We start from the raw sequence: 14128 nt of genomic DNA, 5'->3' as shown, positions 1-14128 counted from the left end.
CCGCCCGGCTGCTATAAGCGCGGAATGACACGCAACGAGTCGATCGCCGAGCGCGCGCAGAAGGTGCTCACGCCCAACTACCGGCAGCAGCCGGTGGCCATCGCGCGCGGCGAGGGCGTCCGCGTCTGGGACGCGGACGGCAACGAGTACCTCGACTTCCTCGGCGGCGTGGCGGTGGACGCGCTCGGCCACTGCCACCCGGCGCTGGTGAAGGCGCTCGAGGAGCAGGCCCGCACCGTCTGGCACGTCTCGAACCACTACTACATCCCGCGCCAGGTCGAGCTCGCCGAGGCGCTGCTGGCGGTGACGCCCTGGGCGTCGCGCGCGTTCTTCTGCAACAGCGGCGGCGAGGCGAACGAGGCGGTGCTGAAGCTCGCGCGCAAGTACCACCACGACCGCGGCCACCCGGAGCGGAACGTGATCGTCTCCTGCGACGACTCGTTCCACGGCCGGTCGCTCTTCACCGTCACCGTGGGCGGCCAGCCGAAGTACCAGGCGGGCTTCGCGCCGCTGGTCCCCGGCGTCCGCCACGTGAAGTACGGCGACCTCGCCGCGCTCGAGGCGGCGCTCGACGACACCGTGGCCGCGTTCATGGTCGAGCCGATCATGGGCGAGTCCGGCGTGGTCCCGCCGCCGGAGGGCTACCTGCGCGCGGTGCGCGAGCTGACGCGGAAGAAGGGCGTGCTGCTGTGCCTCGACGAGGTGCAGACCGGCATGGGTCGCACCGGGAAGTTCTGGGCGCACGAGTGGGAGGGGATCACCCCCGACCTCATGTCGAGCGCGAAGGCGCTCGGCGGCGGGTTCCCCATCGGCGCGATGCTCGCGACCGAGGAAGTCGGCCAGCACCTCACCCCGGGCAGCCACGGCACCACCTACGGCGGCAACCCGCTCGCCTGCGCGGTGGCGCTGGCGGTGCTCGCCGAGCTGCGGGGCGGCGTGCTGGAGCGCTCGCGCGAGGTCGCGGCGCGGCTCCGCGCCGGCCTGGAGCGGCTCGCCTCCGGCGGCCGGGTGGCCCGGGTCCGCGGCCGGGGCATGCTGCTCGGGGTCGTCGTGCAGGGCGTGGCGGCCGCCGAGGTGATGAAGGCCGCCCGCGCGCGCGGCCTGCTCGTGAACGCCATCGGCGAGGACGTGCTGCGCCTGGCCCCGCCGCTCAACCTGACCGCCGCCGAGGCCGACCTGGCCGTGGAGCGGCTCGGCGCGGCCCTGGCGGCGGCGCCCGCGAAGCCCTGAGAGAGGACCCCGATGGCCACCTCGCCTCGCGAGAAGCGCGACTTCCTCCGCATCACCGACCTGGACCGCTCGGAGCTGCTCGAGCTGGTGGAGCGCGCCGCGGAGTGGAAGCTCCTCGGCAAGAGCGGCCCGCGCCCGCTGGAGCGGCGCACGGTCGGCCTGGTGTTCGAGAAGGCCTCCACCCGCACCCGCGTGTCGTTCGAGGTGGCGGCGAACCAGCTCGGCGCGGGCGCGATCATGCTCTCGCCGCGGGACACGCAGCTCGGGCGCGGCGAGCCCATCCGCGACACCGCCCGCGTGCTGTCGCGCTACCTGGACTGCCTGGTGGTGCGCACCTACGGGCACGACAAGATCGAGGAGATGGCGCGCTACGCCGGCGTGCCGGTGGTGAACGCGCTCACCGACGCCTCGCACCCGTGCCAGGTGCTGGCCGACCTGCTCACGGTCACCGAGCGCTTCGGCTCGGACGCGCTCACCAAGCCCGGCCTGCGCGTGGCGTGGGTGGGCGACGGCAACAACATGGCGAACAGCTGGCTCGAGGCATGCGTGCTGCTCGGGTTCGAGCTGCACCTCGCCTGCCCGGCGGGCTACGATCCGGACCCGGCGCTGCTCGCCCGGGCCGCCGGACGCGCGAAGGTCTTCCGCTCGCCGGCCGAGGCGGTGGCGGGCGCGCACGTGGTGAACACCGACGTCTGGGCCAGCATGGGCCAGGAGGAGGAGGCGGAGGAGCGCCGCCGCCGCTTCGAGGGGTTCATCGTGGACCGGGCGCTCATGGCCCAGGCGCGGCCGAACGCCGTGGTGCTCCACTGCCTCCCCGCGCACCGCGGCGAGGAGATCACCGACGAGGTCCTGGAGGGGCCGCAGTCGGCGGTCTTCGACGAGGCCGAGAACCGGCTGCACGCCCAGAAGGCGCTGCTCGAGCTGCTGCTCGCCGGCCGGTGACTGGCCGCCCGGACGGGCCCCGGCGCGTGTCCGGGGCCCGTGGGGCGGGCGCGCGCGCCGGAGCGGATTTGACCCCCTGCGGTCCCGGTCGTTAATCTCGGGGCCGCCGAGGTCGGGCGGGGGGAAACGGTTGAGCGTGGATCGATACAGCGGCTTCGCGTTCGATCCGGCGGATCTCCAGGAGGACGTGGACCTCGACGCCGAGCGGCGCCGCGAGATCCTGTTCGCCGAGGGGAGCCTGCCGCGCTGGACGCACTGGGACGTCCTGGGCCTGCCCTGGAGCGCGCCCGTGGAGGCCGCGCGCGCCGCGTACCTCGAGAAGGTGAAGGTCTTCCACCCGGACCGCTACCCGGGGAAGCGGCTGGGCAGCTACCGCGCGCGGCTCGAGAAGGTCTTCCGGCGCCTCACCGAGGCGCGCGACGTGCTGTGCGACGAGGCCCGGCGCGCCGCCTACGCGCGGGAGACCGCGCCCGCCGACGAGTTCGCCCGGATGGAGCTCCGCAAGCTCGAGGACGAGCGCCGGTCGGCGGAGCGCCGGGCGCGGCTCGCCCGGCAGAGCCCGCTGGTGGCCCGCGCCGCGCGCGTGGCCGACCTGGTGCGGCGGGGGAAGGAAGCCCTGCAGGCCGGGCAGGTGGCCCAGGCCGCGAACGACCTGGTGCTGGCGCAGGGGATGGACCCGCAGAACGCCGAGGTGGCCGCGCTCGCGGCCGAGGCGCGGCGGCGGGCGGCGGTGCAGCGCGCCGGCGACGCCTACGAGCGCGGGCTGGCGGCCGAGGCCATGGGTGCGCCGGCCAGGGCGCTCGCCGCGTTCCGCGAGGCGCTCGAGGCCGACCCCCGCCACGCGCGCGCGGCCGCGGGCGGCGCCCGGGCGGCGCTCGCCGCGGGCGACGCGGTGGCGGCGCGCGGGCTGGCCGAGGCGGCGGTCCGCGCCCAGCCGTCGGCGGGGTTCGCGCACGAGGCGCTGGGGCTGGCGCTCGACGCGCTGGGGGCGCGCAAGGAGGCCCGCCGCGCGCTGGAGCGCGCGGTGGAGCTGGACCCGAAGCTGGAGCAGGCGCGCGAGCGGCTGAAGCGGCTGCGGTGGAGCTTCCTGGGATGAGCGCGAGCGAGCCCGTCATCGGCATCGACCTCGGCACCACCAACTCGGTGGTCGCCACCGTGCAGGACGGCGTCCCGCGGGTCATCCCGGGCCGCGGCGGCCAGCTCCTCACGCCCTCGGTGGTGGCGTTCGCCCGCAACGGGAAGCGCCTGGTCGGCGCGCTCGCCAAGCGCCAGGCCATCACCAACGCCGAGGACACCGTCTTCGCGGCGAAGCGGCTCATCGGCCGCCGCTGGGGCTCGAAGGAGATCGAGGACGCGCGCCGGGTGCTGCCGTACCGGCTGGTGGCCGGGCCGGAGGGCCACGACGTCCGCGTGGAGCTGGGCGGGCGGACGCTCACCGTGCAGGAGATCTCGGCCATGGTGCTGGCCGAGCTGAGGGCCGACGCCGAGGCGTGGCTCGGCCAGCCGGTGAGCCGGGCGGTGATCACGGTCCCGGCCTACTTCAACGACGGCCAGCGCCACGCCACCAAGGACGCCGGGCGGATCGCCGGGCTCGAGGTGCTCCGCATCATCAACGAGCCCACCAGCGCCGCGCTCGCGTACGGCTTCGGCAAGCAGATCGAGCGCAAGGTGGTGGTGTTCGACCTCGGCGGCGGCACGTTCGACGTCTCGGTGCTCGACATCGGCAAGAGCGTCTACGACGTGGTGGCGGTGGGCGGCGACACCTACCTCGGCGGCGAGGACTTCGACCGCCGGGTGATGGACTGGCTCACCTTCGGCTTCGCCAAGGAGAACGGCGGGATCGACCTGCGCCAGGACAAGATGGCGCTCCAGCGGCTGCGCGACGCCGCCGAGCGGGCCAAGTGCGAGCTGTCCTCGCTCCCCTCCACCGCCATCCACCTGCCGTTCCTGGTGGGGGGCGGGGAGGGCAAGAGCGCGCTCCACCTCGATCGCCAGCTCTCGCGCGAGAAGCTGGAGGAGCTCACCAAGGACCTGGTGGACCGGTGCATCGCGGTCACCGAGCGCACGCTGCGCGACGCGGGCGTGCGGCCGTCGCAGGTGGGCGAGGTGCTGCTGGTGGGCGGGATGACGCGCATGCCGCGGGTGCAGCAGGCGGTGCGCGAGTTCTTCGGGCGCGAGCCGTGCCGCGGCGTCCACCCGGAGGAGGTCGTCGCGCTGGGCGCGGCCATCCAGGCGCAGGCGCTCTCCGCGCCGCACGCCGGCGCCGAGGTGCTGCTGCTCGACGTCACCCCGCAGAACCTCGGGCTGATGGTGGTGGGCGGCTACTTCCAGACCGTCATCCCGCGCAACACCACCGTCCCGACCAGCCAGACCCACCTGTTCACCACGGTGCAGGACGACCAGACCTCGGTGCGCATCGCCGTGCTCCAGGGCGAGAGCGAGCGGGCCATCGAGAACGAGCTGCTGGGCGAGTTCGTGCTCGACGGCATCCGGCCGGCGCGCCGCGGCGAGGTGGAGATCGAGGTCACCTTCGAGATCAGCGCCGACGGCATCGTGGGCGTGTCGGCCCGCGACGTGGCCACCGGCCTGCAGCAGTCGATCTCGGTGACCGCCACCTCCGGCCTCACCGAGGACGAGATGCGGCACATCCTCGACGAGCAGATCGACGAGCTGCTCGAGCGCAAGCAGACCGCGCGCGAGTTCGAGGCGCGGCGCGACCGCGTGCTGGCGCTGGTGCGCGAGATCGAGGCGCTCGGCCCGGAGGTGCACGACGCGCTGGAGCGCACCCGGTTCGGCAAGGACGCGGTGCTGAAGGCGGAGGGGGTGCTCGCCCGCGCGCGCACCGCCGTCGAGGCGCGCGACCTCGCCGCGCTCGCCGCCGAGGAGGAGCCGCTCGAGCGCACGCTGCAGCTGTTCAAGGGCCTGGCCGCGACCGCGCGGCCCGGCGCGAGGTGAGCCGTGCCGGACGTGAGCGAGCTCATCGACCGCGGCATCAAGGCCTACGTGGCGGGGCGGGTGGGGGAGGCGCTGCGCTCGTTCCAGCAGGCGCTGGAGCGCGATCCGGGCAACCCCAAGGCGCGCTCGTACCTGACCCTGCTCGGCGGCGGGATGCCCGGCGGCGCCACGGCCGAGCCGGTCCCGCTCCCGGCCCCCGCCGCGCCGCCCGCCGCCGCCCCCGGGCACTCGCCCTGGGACGCGCTGCCCGCGGCGGCGGAGATCATCGAGCTGGAGCTCGACCCGGAGGGCGGCCTGGACCTCGACGCGGTGGCGGAGAAGTCCGACATCCGCCCGCTGGTGCCGGCGAAGTCCGCGCCCGGCGAGTCCCCCGGCGGCCGCGACGTGGAGGTCTGGATGCAGGCCGCCCGCGAGCTGTTCGCGCTGGGCGACTTCACCGGGTCGCTGGAGCTGATCGAGAAGATCCTGCAGGTGGACCCGGACCACCGCGAGGCGCGCGAGTACCTGCGCCAGAACGAGGCCACCCTCATCGCCATGTACGAGTCGAAGCTCGGCCCGCTCGGCGGCGTCCCCCGGCTCGCCATCAAGCCGGAGGAGATCATGTGGCTGAACCTCGACCACCGGGCCGGGTTCCTGCTCGCGCAGATCGACGGGTTCGTGGACTACGAGGCGCTGTTCGCGCTCTCCGGGCTCCCGCGCCTCGACACGGCGCGCATCCTCGCGAACCTGATCGCGGACGGGGTCATCACGACCTGAGCGTCAGTTCCGGATGATCGCGGTCCAGACCCCGCGCACCACGCGCTCGCCGCGCTGGTTGCGGGTCTCGGTGGTGACCTCGAGGAAGTCGAGGCTGCCCCGGTCCTGGATCCGGGTGATCTCGCCCTCGGTCTCGAGCACGTCGCCGGGGCGCACCGGCGCCTCCAGCTCGAAGGACTGCTCGGCGTGGACCAGGCGGAGCACGTTCACGCCCAGCTCCGGGTCCGCGCAGGCGGTCGCGAACGGCTGGATCGCGAACGCGGCCGCGAAGGTGGGCGGCGCCACCAGCCCGCCGTGCGGCGAGGCGGCGGCCGCGGCCTCGTCCCAGGTCCACGCGTGGGCGCGCTCCGGCGCCACCGCGAAGACCCGGCCCGGCACGCCGCCGCCGGTCGCGGAGGCGAAGTCGCGGATCTGCTCGAGGCCCACGGTGAAGCGGTACGGGCCGTAGCGCCGGCCCAGGTGCTTGCGGTCGATGGGCACGCGGTCACCCCTCTCCGAGGTGGCCCTCGGCCACCGCGCCCTTCAGGACCTCCTCGCCGCGCTGGTTCGTCGCCTCCAGCTCGAGCGCGATCCGCGGGCCGTCGAGCGCGACGCACCGGCCCTGGAACCGGATCACGTCGCCCACCTGCACCGGCTTCGTGAAGCGGGCCCGGATCCGGCGCAGGCGCGCCGGATCGCCCAGGTACGCGACGCACGCGTCCGACAGCCACGAGAAGGTGCACATGCCCTGGAGGATGGCGCCGGAGTAGCCGGCCGCGCGGCCCACCTGCGGGTCGATGTGGATCGGGTTGAAGTCGCCGGAGGCCGCCGCGTAGTAGATCGGCCGGTACGAGTCCACCTCCCGGATCGCTTCGAAGGTGTCGCCCACGGTGAAGTCCTGGAGGCGTTTCATCCCTCCCGTGTAAGGGAGGTCCGGGCGGAGCACAAGCCCGCGCACCCCCTCGGAATCACGACGCGGGGCGTCACCGCGCGGGCGCGCGGGCGGACGGATCAGGCGGCGCCGGACGCGGGCGGGGCGGGCGGATCGAGCGGGTCGTCGGCGTCGCCCGCGAGCTGCGCCAGCTCGGCCTCGCGGCGCTTCTCGAACGTCCCCTGCACGAAGTCGATGAGCCGGTCGAGGTAGCTGGAGATGGGCGGGCAGCGCAGGCCGGTGCCGTCGAGCAGCTCGAGCAGGTTGCGGCAGTTGTAGATGGCGAGGTGGTTCACGTACTCGATGGCGGGCCGGTGCACGCGCGAGAGCCGCTCCAGCAGCGGCAGCTGGAGCAGCGCCTGGAGCACGCGCGCCGGGACCGACACCGACGGCAGGCGCTTGCCCGCGTGCGCGGCGATGAGCTCGTACACGCGCCGGGCGGAGAGCGGCGACGGGTCCACCAGGTGCACGGTGCGGCCGGCCGCGGCGGGCGCCTCGCCGATGGCCACGGCCGCGTTCACCACGAAGTCCACCGGGACCACGTTGAGCGGCGCCACGGCGTCGCCCGGGAGCGGCAGCGGGACCGCCAGCGGGGAGGCCACCAGCAGGATGGCGAGCGCGTAGGGCCCCTCGAACCGGTCGATCTCGCCGGTGCGCGAGTCGCCCACCACGATGCTGGGGCGGTAGATGGTCGCGGGCAGCTCCGACTGCGCCGCGCGGACCAGCAGCTCGCCCTGGTACTTCGTCTCCTCGTACGCGTTGTGGAAGCGCTGGCCCATGGCCAGCTCGTCCTCGAGGATGACGCCTACCCGGTCGCCCGAGACGAACGCCGTCGAGAAGTGGTTGAGCCGCCGGAGCCGGCGGGCCGCGCGGCCCAGCTCCAGCACGTTGCGCGTGCCCTCGAGGTTCACCCGGCGGAACTCCGGGCGCGAGGCGCCCAGCCACGTGCGCGCCGCCAGGTGCCAGACGTCGGTCACCTCGCGGGCGAGCGCCTTCCACTCGGCGCCGGAGAGGCCGAGGTGCATCTGCTCGACGTCCCCCTCCAGCACCTCGGCCCGCTCGGCGCCGAGCGCGCCCAGGTCGGCCCGCGCCGCGGCGGCGTTGCGCGGCTGGACCAGGAGCACCACGCGATCGTCGCCGCGCAGCGCGTCCTCGAGGAGGCGGCGCACCAGCCGCTTCCCGATGAACCCCGGGTACCCCGTGACGAAGTGGACGCGCGCGCCGGCCCCCATGCCGCGGTCAATAGCGCACGGGGGGCGCGTTGGGAAGCCTGCGCCCCCGGCCCCCCCGCAGGTCCGCCAGCAGGCGGTCGGCCTTGCCGGCCAGCGCCTCGGGGGCGCCGGCGTTCTCGACCACGAAGTCGGCGCGCGCCGCCTTCTCGTCCACCGGGAGCTGCGCCGCCAGGCGCGCGTCGGCCTCGGCGCCGCCGAGCCCGTCGCGGCGCATCAGGCGCTCGCGCTGCACGTCGCGCGGCGCCCAGACCACCACCACCGCGTCGAGCAGGGCCTCCAGCCCGACCTCGTACAGCAGCGGCGTGTCGTAGAACGCGAGCGGGTGGCCCTGCGCGGCCAGGCGGGCGGTCTCCTCGCGCATGGCGAGGCGGACGGCGGGGTGGGTGATGGCCTCGAGCCGGCGCCGCGCGCCCGGGTCGGCGAACACGCGCGCGCCGAGCGCCTTGCGGTCGAGCGCGCCGTCCGGGCGCAGCACCTCCGCGCCGAACGTCCGGGCGATCTCGGCCAGCGCCGGCGTGCCGGGCTCGACCGCGGCCCGCGCCAGCGCGTCCGCGTCCACCACCGGCGCGCCCCGCGCCCGGAGCAGCGCCGCGAAGGTGCTCTTGCCGGTCGCGATCCCGCCGGTCAGCCCGATGACGCGCACGCCGCCTCAGCGCGTCGTGGCGGTCTCGGCCGCGGCCGGCTTCGCGGAGGCGGGCGCGGCCTTCTGCCGCCCCGCCGCGAACGAGAGCGCCTCGACGCTCCCGTCCTTCGCGAAGTACACGGTCACGCCCTGCGCCGGGTAGAGCCAGACCTTCTGGAAGGTGTCCTCCACGAACGTCTTCTGCGTGGGCTTGCCGTAGGTCCCCTCGATGGTGTCCGCGTCGAGCGGGACGGTCAGGAAGATGGTGATCTCCTGGACCGTGCCGGCCGGATCGAGGTGGAACTGCGCCTGCTTGGTCCCCTCCAGCGCCTGGTCGCCGTAGTACGCGAGGACGGTGCGCGCCCCGCGGCGGGTGCGGGCGGTGGGCTCGCCGAACTTCCCGACCACCTCGGCCTGCGCCGTGACGCCCGGGGTGACGCCCTTCCACGGGCGTGCGGCGGCGGAAACGGGGCCGAGGGCGAGGAGGATCGCGGTGGAGAGCCAGACGAGGCGCATGCCGCATTATACTCCGGCCCCCGTGCTCCCCGCCCTCCGCCTCCCGCTCCTCGCCGCGATCCTCGCCCTCCCGCCCGCCGCGCGCGCCGCAGGCGACAAGGTGGGACCCGAGGCGTGCAAGGCCTGCCACCCGTCCGCGTACGAGCGCTGGCGGGTGAGCCCTCACGCGCGCGCGCTCGAGGTGCTGCCGGCGGAGCGCCGGGACGACCCGCGCTGCCTCTCCTGCCACGCGCCCGACCGCGAGGACGGGCTCGCCGGCGTCTCCTGCGAGACGTGCCACGGCCCGGGGCGCGCCTACGCGGCCGACCACGTCATGCGCGACCGCGAGCTGGCGCGCGCGGTGGGCCTGGTGGATCCGGGCCCGAAGACCTGCCTCGCCTGCCACACCGACTCGACGCCGAGCCTGCTGCGCTTCGACCCGAAGCGAAAGCTGCCGCTCATCGATCACTGGACCCCGGCGCCCGGCGACGCCGCCGCGCCGACGGGTCCCCGCGCGCCGGCGCGGCCAGCCCCGGCCCCCGCCCGCCGCCCCGGCGGCCGCTAGGAGCCCGACGTGCCGATCCAGGTCGTCTCCGCCGACTTCGACAAGACCGCCACCCGCCCCGAGGAGTGGCCGCGCGGCGCCACGCCCGAGATCGCGTTCGTGGGCCGCTCCAACGTGGGGAAGTCGTCGATGCTGAACGCGCTCGCCCGCCGCAAGGGGCTGGCGCGCGTCTCGTCCACGCCCGGGCGCACCCGCGCGCTCCAGTTCTTCGACCTCTCGTACCGGCCCACCCCGGCGGCGCGCCCGCGCGCGATCCGCTTCTGCGACCTGCCCGGCTACGGCTACGCCAAGGTCTCGCGGGCCGAGCGCGATCGCTGGACCGCGATGATCGAGGACTACCTGCGCGACCGCGACGTGCTGCGCGCGGTGGTGCTCATCGTGGACGCGCGCCACGCGCCGTCGGAGAGCGACGAGGACGCCGCCGCGTTCCTGGTGTCGGCGGGGCGGCGCCTCGTCGTGGCGGCGACCAAGACGGACAAGCTGCCCAAGGCGCGCCGCGTGCTCGCGCTCCAGCAGGTGGAGCGCGCGCTCGGCCTGGCCCGCGGCGACGCGGTGCCGTTCTCCGCGGTGGAGGGCACCGGCACCGACGCGCTCTGGGCGCGGCTCGCCGCGCTCGCCGCCGAGGAGGCGCGGACCGCCGAGGCCGACCCGCCGGCGTAGCCGTCCGGCAGCCGTCAGTGCGCCGGCGACGGCATCGCCGTCTCGGCGCCCATGGCCTGGTAGTCGGGCCCCTGCGCCGGCTTGCCGGTCCGCTGCCGCCACGCGTCGGTCATCATCGCGCGCAGGTCCTCGCCGCGCCTCGGCGCGAACATCATGCCCAGCCCGGCGCCCACCAGCACGCCGACCGAGAACAGGCCGAGGCCGGTGAAGAAGTCGCCGGCCGGGCTGCGCTCCTCCAGCCCCATCCGCTTCAAGAGCAGCTCGCGGTCGAGCATCCCCTTCATCGCCTTCCAGGACATCGCCATGTCGTATCCCTCCCGCCCGCTCCCGGGCCCGCGTCACAGCCTGCGCATCGGGCGGGGCGCGATCGAGGCCCCGCCGTCGTCCACCGCCGGCGCGCGCCGGCGGCGGCGGGATCAGCCGGTGCGCGTCCGGACGCCAGGCGCCTCGACCGGCCGCGGGGCGGGCGGCCGGCGCGCGGCCTCGGTGAGCTCCAGCTCGACGACCAGCGGCAGGTGGTCCGAGGCGCGCCGGGCGCGCGGCGTCCGCACCACCTCGCAGGCGACGACGCGCAGCGCGGCGTCCACGTAGGCGCGGTCCAGCCGCAGGAGCGGCCAGGCGGACGGGAACGTGGCGGCGGGCCGGCCGGCCGCGACCGCGCAGTCGGTGAGCGTTCGGCGCAGCCAGCGCGGCACCGCCGAGCGGTCCGAGGGCGAGTTGAAGTCCCCGACCAGCACGAGCGGGTGGGAGAGCGCCGCGTCGCGCAGGATGTCCGCCGACAGCAGCGCGGCGGCCTGGCGGCGCCGCTCGCGCCAGTGCAGGCCGAGGTGGGCCGCGAACACGTGGACGCGCATCGGGCCGAGGACGACGTCGGCGCGCAGGCAGCCGCGGGGCTCGCGGCCGGGCACCGACAGGTCGTAGGTGCGCGTCGCGTCGATGGGGTGGCGCGAGAGGATGGCGTTCCCGTACGCGAAGCCGCGCGCGTGCTGGAGCGTCGGGCCGAACGCGCCGTTGAGGCCGGTGAGCCGCGCGAGCGCCTCGGCCGCGTGCGCGTCGGCGCCCGGCAGGCTCGCGCCCACCTCCTGCAGCCCGGCCACGTCCGCGCCGATGTCGTCGAGCACGCGGGCGATGCGCTCGGGATCGGGGCGGCGGCCCGCGCCGCGCAGGCCGTGCACGTTCCAGGTGACCACGCGGAAGCGCACCCCGGTCGCCCTCCCTCCGCGCGGCGGCCGGCCCGCCGCCCGGGCACGCCGGCCGCGCGCCACCGGGGCAAAGATGGGCCGCGTGCGGCGGTGGCGCACCCGCGGAGGCGGGGCCTGCTCAGCCGCGCTTGCGCGCCTCGAGCTCGTTCAGCACGGCCTCGAGCCGCCGCTCCTCGCGCGACACGTCGAACCCCGCCGCGCGCGCCCCGTCCACCACCGCCAGGCAGAACAGGAACAGCGACACGTGCGTCGCGCTCGGGCGCTCGTCCGGGTGGTCGAGCAGGAAGTGGGTGAGCCGGCCCTCGGCCTGCGCCAGGTCGCGGAAGCAGACCGCGCGCGGGAGCCCCTCCAGCGGTCCGGTCCCGGTGGTGCACGGCGGGAACACCACGCCCTGCTCGGCCATCGCGACCTCGCTGCCGTCGTCGCGGCCCAGCGCCAGGTACGGGCGCCCGGTCTCGGCGTCGGAGCGCTCCTCCAGGCGCGCCACGCGCATCCAGTCGAGGTGCAGCGCCTTCCCGGAGTAGACGTCGAGCAGGGTGGCGCCGTCGTACATCACGCTGCCGGGGTGCTCGCGGGCGAAGCGCTCGACGCGCGCGCGCTGCGCCGCCCGATCCGTCTCGATCGTCATCCGTCCTCCGGGGCCGACCAGGAGACCTCCACCACGGTGAACTCCACCATGCCGGCGGGCCGGTGCACCACCACCACGTCGCCCTCGCGCTTCCCGAGCAGCGCGCGGCCGAGCGGCGCGTCCACGCTGATGAGCCCCGCCGACACGTCGAACTCGTCCGGCCCGACCAGCCGGTACCTCCGCTCCTGCCCGTCCTCCTGCTCGACCGTCACCCAGGCGCCGAAGAAGGCGCGGCCGTCCGGGTGGGCCCGCGGCTCGACGACCGAGAGCGAGTCCATCTTCTCCGAGAGGAAGCGCAGCCGGCGGTCCAGCTCGCGCAGCTTCTTCTTGCCGTAGATGTACTCGGCGTTCTCGCTGCGGTCGCCGAGCGCGGCGGCGGCCTCGACCTCGGCCACGATGCGCGGCCGCTGCTCGGTCCAGATCCGGGTGTGCTCGGCGGCGAGGCGCCGGAAGCCTTCGGGGGTGATGTAGCGGGGCGTCCTGGCCATGGCGGTGCGACGAACGATTCCCGCGGAGCGGCGCCGCTGTCAACCGCAGGAAGCTGGCGCCGCGCCGCCGGGCCGGGCTACTCTCGCGGGCCTGTGCGGATCACCGACCTCCTGCGCTTCGCCCGTGAGCGGGGCGAGCCCATCTTCTCCTTCGAGTTCTTCCCGCCCAAGACCGACGACGGGGTGCGCGGCCTGTTCGAGACCGTCGAGGCGCTGCGCCCGCTCGGCCCCGCCTACGTGTCGGTGACGTACGGCGCCGGCGGGTCCACCCGCGCGAAGACCATCGACCTGGTGAAGCGGCTCAAGCGCGACGCCGAGGTGGAGGCGATGGCGCACGTCACGTGCGTGGGGGCGTCGCGCGAGGAGATCGCGGCGGTGCTCGACGAGGTGGCGGACGCCGGCATCCAGAACGTGCTGGCGCTGCGCGGCGACGCGCCGCGGGGGCAGAGCGCGTTCGTCCCGCACCCGGACGGCTTCACGCACGCGAGCGAGCTGGTCGCGTTCATCCGGTCGCGGCCGGAGCGCTGGCGCTTCTGCGTGGGCGCCGCCGCGTACCCCGAGGGCCACGTCGAGACCCGCGACCTGGCGCAGGACCTCCGCAACCTGAAGCTGAAGGTCGAGGCCGGGACGGACTTCCTGGTGACGCAGCTGTTCTTCGAGAACGCGCACTACTTCCGCTTCGTCGAGCGCGCGCGCGCCGCGGGCGTCGAGGTGCCGGTGGTGCCCGGGATCATGCCGTTCACCAACGTCGAGCAGGTGGAGCGGTTCACCGCGATGTGCGGCGCCGCCATCCCGCCGCCGCTCCGGGCGGCGATGGAGGTCCGGCGCGCCGACCCGGACGGCGCCCGCGAGCTGGGCGTGGCCTACGCCACGCTGCAGTGCGCCGACCTGCTCCGCCGCGGCGCGCCCGGGATCCACTTCTACACGCTGAACCGCTCGCCCTCGACGCGCGCCATCGTGGCGGCGCTCCGCGCCAGCGAGCCCTGGCGCGGCTGAGCCCGGTCCTCAGTGCAGCGTGCCGGTCCACTCGTCGTGGACCACCATCACCGGGCAGCGCGCCCGCCGGACCGTGCTCTCGGCCACCGAGCCGACCAGCGCGTGGGTCCGCCCGGTGCGGCCGTGCGTGCCCATCACCACCAGGTCCACGCCGTGGGCGTCGGCCCAGTCCGCGATGGCGATCTCCGGGTTCCCGCCGGTCTCCTCGGCGGCGACGCGCTTCACCCCGGCCGCCTCGGCCGCGGCCCGCCACTCGGCGAGCCGCTCCGAGGCCGGCTCGCCCTCCTGGACGTGCAGCAGGGTGAGCGACGCGTCCAGGCGCCGGCACACGTCGCTGGCGACGCGCAGCGCCGCGCGCGAGGCGTCGGACAGGTCCACCGGGCAGCAGACGGTCTTCCAGGGGATCTCGGTCATGCGGGCCCTCCGCCGGAAGGATGCGGTCGCGCG

General features: G+C 75.5%; 18 protein-coding genes. 8 read left to right on the top strand and 10 right to left on the bottom strand.

The genetic code is table 11. From position 1 onward, the window contains the following. Positions 1–24: 24 nt before the first annotated feature. The 5 genes from ADEH_RS13965 to ADEH_RS13945 all read left to right on the top strand — a co-directional run bounded on the left by ADEH_RS13965 (position 25) and on the right by ADEH_RS13945 (position 5883). Positions 25–1230: an acetylornithine transaminase gene (locus tag ADEH_RS13965; protein WP_011421744.1), complete on the top strand. Its 1206-nt coding sequence runs from the start codon at positions 25–27 to the stop codon at positions 1228–1230. Between the two features lie 12 nt (positions 1231–1242). Further along, positions 1243–2172, top strand: a complete 930-nt coding sequence (argF, locus tag ADEH_RS13960) for an ornithine carbamoyltransferase (protein WP_011421743.1) — start codon at positions 1243–1245, stop codon at positions 2170–2172. 136 nt (positions 2173–2308) lie between these two features. Next, complete coding sequence (locus tag ADEH_RS13955; RefSeq protein WP_011421742.1) at positions 2309–3268, top strand: J domain-containing protein; 960 nt, start codon at positions 2309–2311, stop codon at positions 3266–3268. Further along, positions 3265–5127 carry a molecular chaperone DnaK gene (gene dnaK, locus ADEH_RS13950; protein WP_011421741.1) on the top strand — a complete coding sequence of 621 codons (1863 nt, stop codon included), beginning with the start codon at positions 3265–3267 and terminating at the stop codon, positions 5125–5127. Before ADEH_RS13955 ends, dnaK begins: the two co-directional genes overlap by 4 nt. A gap of 3 nt (positions 5128–5130) precedes the next feature. Beyond that, the gene (locus ADEH_RS13945) at positions 5131–5883 is read left to right on the top strand and encodes a tetratricopeptide repeat protein (protein WP_011421740.1); all 753 of its coding nucleotides are present in this window, start codon (positions 5131–5133) and stop codon (positions 5881–5883) included. A gap of 3 nt (positions 5884–5886) precedes the next feature. Here ADEH_RS13945 and ADEH_RS13940 read toward each other — a convergent pair whose 3' ends face one another. The 5 genes from ADEH_RS13940 to ADEH_RS13920 all read right to left on the bottom strand — a co-directional run bounded on the left by ADEH_RS13940 (position 5887) and on the right by ADEH_RS13920 (position 9163). Beyond that, positions 5887–6363, bottom strand: a complete 477-nt coding sequence (locus ADEH_RS13940; protein WP_011421739.1) for an FAS1-like dehydratase domain-containing protein — start codon at positions 6361–6363, stop codon at positions 5887–5889. A 4-nt stretch (positions 6364–6367) separates the two neighbouring features. Next, on the bottom strand, positions 6368–6775 hold the full coding sequence (locus ADEH_RS13935) for a MaoC family dehydratase (RefSeq protein ID WP_041453548.1): 408 nt from the start codon (positions 6773–6775) through the stop codon (positions 6368–6370). A gap of 98 nt (positions 6776–6873) precedes the next feature. Then, a complete protein-coding gene (locus tag ADEH_RS13930; protein WP_011421737.1) occupies positions 6874–8025 on the bottom strand; it encodes an SDR family oxidoreductase in 1152 nt (383 codons plus the stop codon). Between the two features lie 7 nt (positions 8026–8032). After that, entirely contained in the window at positions 8033–8668 is a 636-nt protein-coding gene (coaE, locus tag ADEH_RS13925; RefSeq protein WP_011421736.1) for a dephospho-CoA kinase, read from the bottom strand. Between the two features lie 6 nt (positions 8669–8674). Beyond that, a complete protein-coding gene (locus ADEH_RS13920) occupies positions 8675–9163 on the bottom strand; it encodes a hypothetical protein (RefSeq protein WP_011421735.1) in 489 nt (162 codons plus the stop codon). Positions 9164–9185: 22 nt separating this feature from the next. Here ADEH_RS13920 and ADEH_RS13915 point away from each other — a divergent pair, with 22 nt between their 5' ends. Next, positions 9186–9707, top strand: coding sequence for a multiheme c-type cytochrome (locus ADEH_RS13915; RefSeq protein ID WP_157061362.1), 522 nt, complete (start codon positions 9186–9188; stop codon positions 9705–9707). A 9-nt stretch (positions 9708–9716) separates the two neighbouring features. Continuing rightward, positions 9717–10367, top strand: a complete 651-nt coding sequence (gene yihA / locus ADEH_RS13910) for a ribosome biogenesis GTP-binding protein YihA/YsxC (protein ID WP_011421733.1) — start codon at positions 9717–9719, stop codon at positions 10365–10367. A 14-nt stretch (positions 10368–10381) separates the two neighbouring features. Here yihA and ADEH_RS13905 read toward each other — a convergent pair whose 3' ends face one another. The 4 genes from ADEH_RS13905 to greB all read right to left on the bottom strand — a co-directional run bounded on the left by ADEH_RS13905 (position 10382) and on the right by greB (position 12685). Then, positions 10382–10672, bottom strand: coding sequence for a YtxH domain-containing protein (locus ADEH_RS13905; protein WP_011421732.1), 291 nt, complete (start codon positions 10670–10672; stop codon positions 10382–10384). Positions 10673–10783: 111 nt separating this feature from the next. Continuing rightward, positions 10784–11569, bottom strand: a complete 786-nt coding sequence (locus ADEH_RS13900; RefSeq protein WP_041453547.1) for an endonuclease/exonuclease/phosphatase family protein — start codon at positions 11567–11569, stop codon at positions 10784–10786. Positions 11570–11687: 118 nt separating this feature from the next. Beyond that, entirely contained in the window at positions 11688–12197 is a 510-nt protein-coding gene (locus ADEH_RS13895) for a hypothetical protein (RefSeq protein WP_011421730.1), read from the bottom strand. Then, the gene (gene greB / locus ADEH_RS13890) at positions 12194–12685 is read right to left on the bottom strand and encodes a transcription elongation factor GreB (protein ID WP_011421729.1); all 492 of its coding nucleotides are present in this window, start codon (positions 12683–12685) and stop codon (positions 12194–12196) included. The genes ADEH_RS13895 and greB overlap by 4 nt, the downstream gene beginning before the upstream one ends. A gap of 93 nt (positions 12686–12778) precedes the next feature. On the opposite strand from greB, the gene metF reads away from it, so the two are divergent. Next, positions 12779–13681, top strand: a complete 903-nt coding sequence (metF, locus tag ADEH_RS13885; RefSeq protein WP_011421728.1) for a methylenetetrahydrofolate reductase [NAD(P)H] — start codon at positions 12779–12781, stop codon at positions 13679–13681. 9 nt (positions 13682–13690) lie between these two features. Here the strand turns inward: metF and ADEH_RS13880 are convergent, their stop codons facing one another. Beyond that, positions 13691–14095 carry a universal stress protein gene (locus ADEH_RS13880; RefSeq protein ID WP_011421727.1) on the bottom strand — a complete coding sequence of 135 codons (405 nt, stop codon included), beginning with the start codon at positions 14093–14095 and terminating at the stop codon, positions 13691–13693. Positions 14096–14128: the final 33 nt, after the last annotated feature.

The sequence above is a fragment of the Anaeromyxobacter dehalogenans 2CP-C genome (genome assembly GCF_000013385.1).
Taxonomy (GTDB): domain Bacteria; phylum Myxococcota; class Myxococcia; order Myxococcales; family Anaeromyxobacteraceae; genus Anaeromyxobacter; species Anaeromyxobacter dehalogenans_B.
This window is presented reverse-complemented; position numbering and strand designations above follow the sequence as displayed.

Bases quoted from the DNA above. Each gene is read 5' to 3' on its own strand.
- ADEH_RS13895 (WP_011421730.1), bottom strand. From the start codon at position 12,197: ATGACGATCGAGACGGATCGGGCGGCGCAGCGCGCGCGCGTCGAGCGC.
- dnaK (WP_011421741.1), top strand. From the start codon at position 3,265: ATGAGCGCGAGCGAGCCCGTCATCGGCATCGACCTCGGCACCACCAAC.
- greB (WP_011421729.1), bottom strand. From the start codon at position 12,685: ATGGCCAGGACGCCCCGCTACATCACCCCCGAAGGCTTCCGGCGCCTC.
- ADEH_RS13920 (WP_011421735.1), bottom strand. From the start codon at position 9,163: ATGCGCCTCGTCTGGCTCTCCACCGCGATCCTCCTCGCCCTCGGCCCC.
- ADEH_RS13880 (WP_011421727.1), bottom strand. From the start codon at position 14,095: ATGACCGAGATCCCCTGGAAGACCGTCTGCTGCCCGGTGGACCTGTCC.
- argF (WP_011421743.1), top strand. From the start codon at position 1,243: ATGGCCACCTCGCCTCGCGAGAAGCGCGACTTCCTCCGCATCACCGAC.
- ADEH_RS13905 (WP_011421732.1), bottom strand. From the start codon at position 10,672: ATGGCGATGTCCTGGAAGGCGATGAAGGGGATGCTCGACCGCGAGCTG.
- ADEH_RS13930 (WP_011421737.1), bottom strand. From the start codon at position 8,025: ATGGGGGCCGGCGCGCGCGTCCACTTCGTCACGGGGTACCCGGGGTTC.
- ADEH_RS13965 (WP_011421744.1), top strand. From the start codon at position 25: ATGACACGCAACGAGTCGATCGCCGAGCGCGCGCAGAAGGTGCTCACG.
- ADEH_RS13935 (WP_041453548.1), bottom strand. From the start codon at position 6,775: ATGAAACGCCTCCAGGACTTCACCGTGGGCGACACCTTCGAAGCGATC.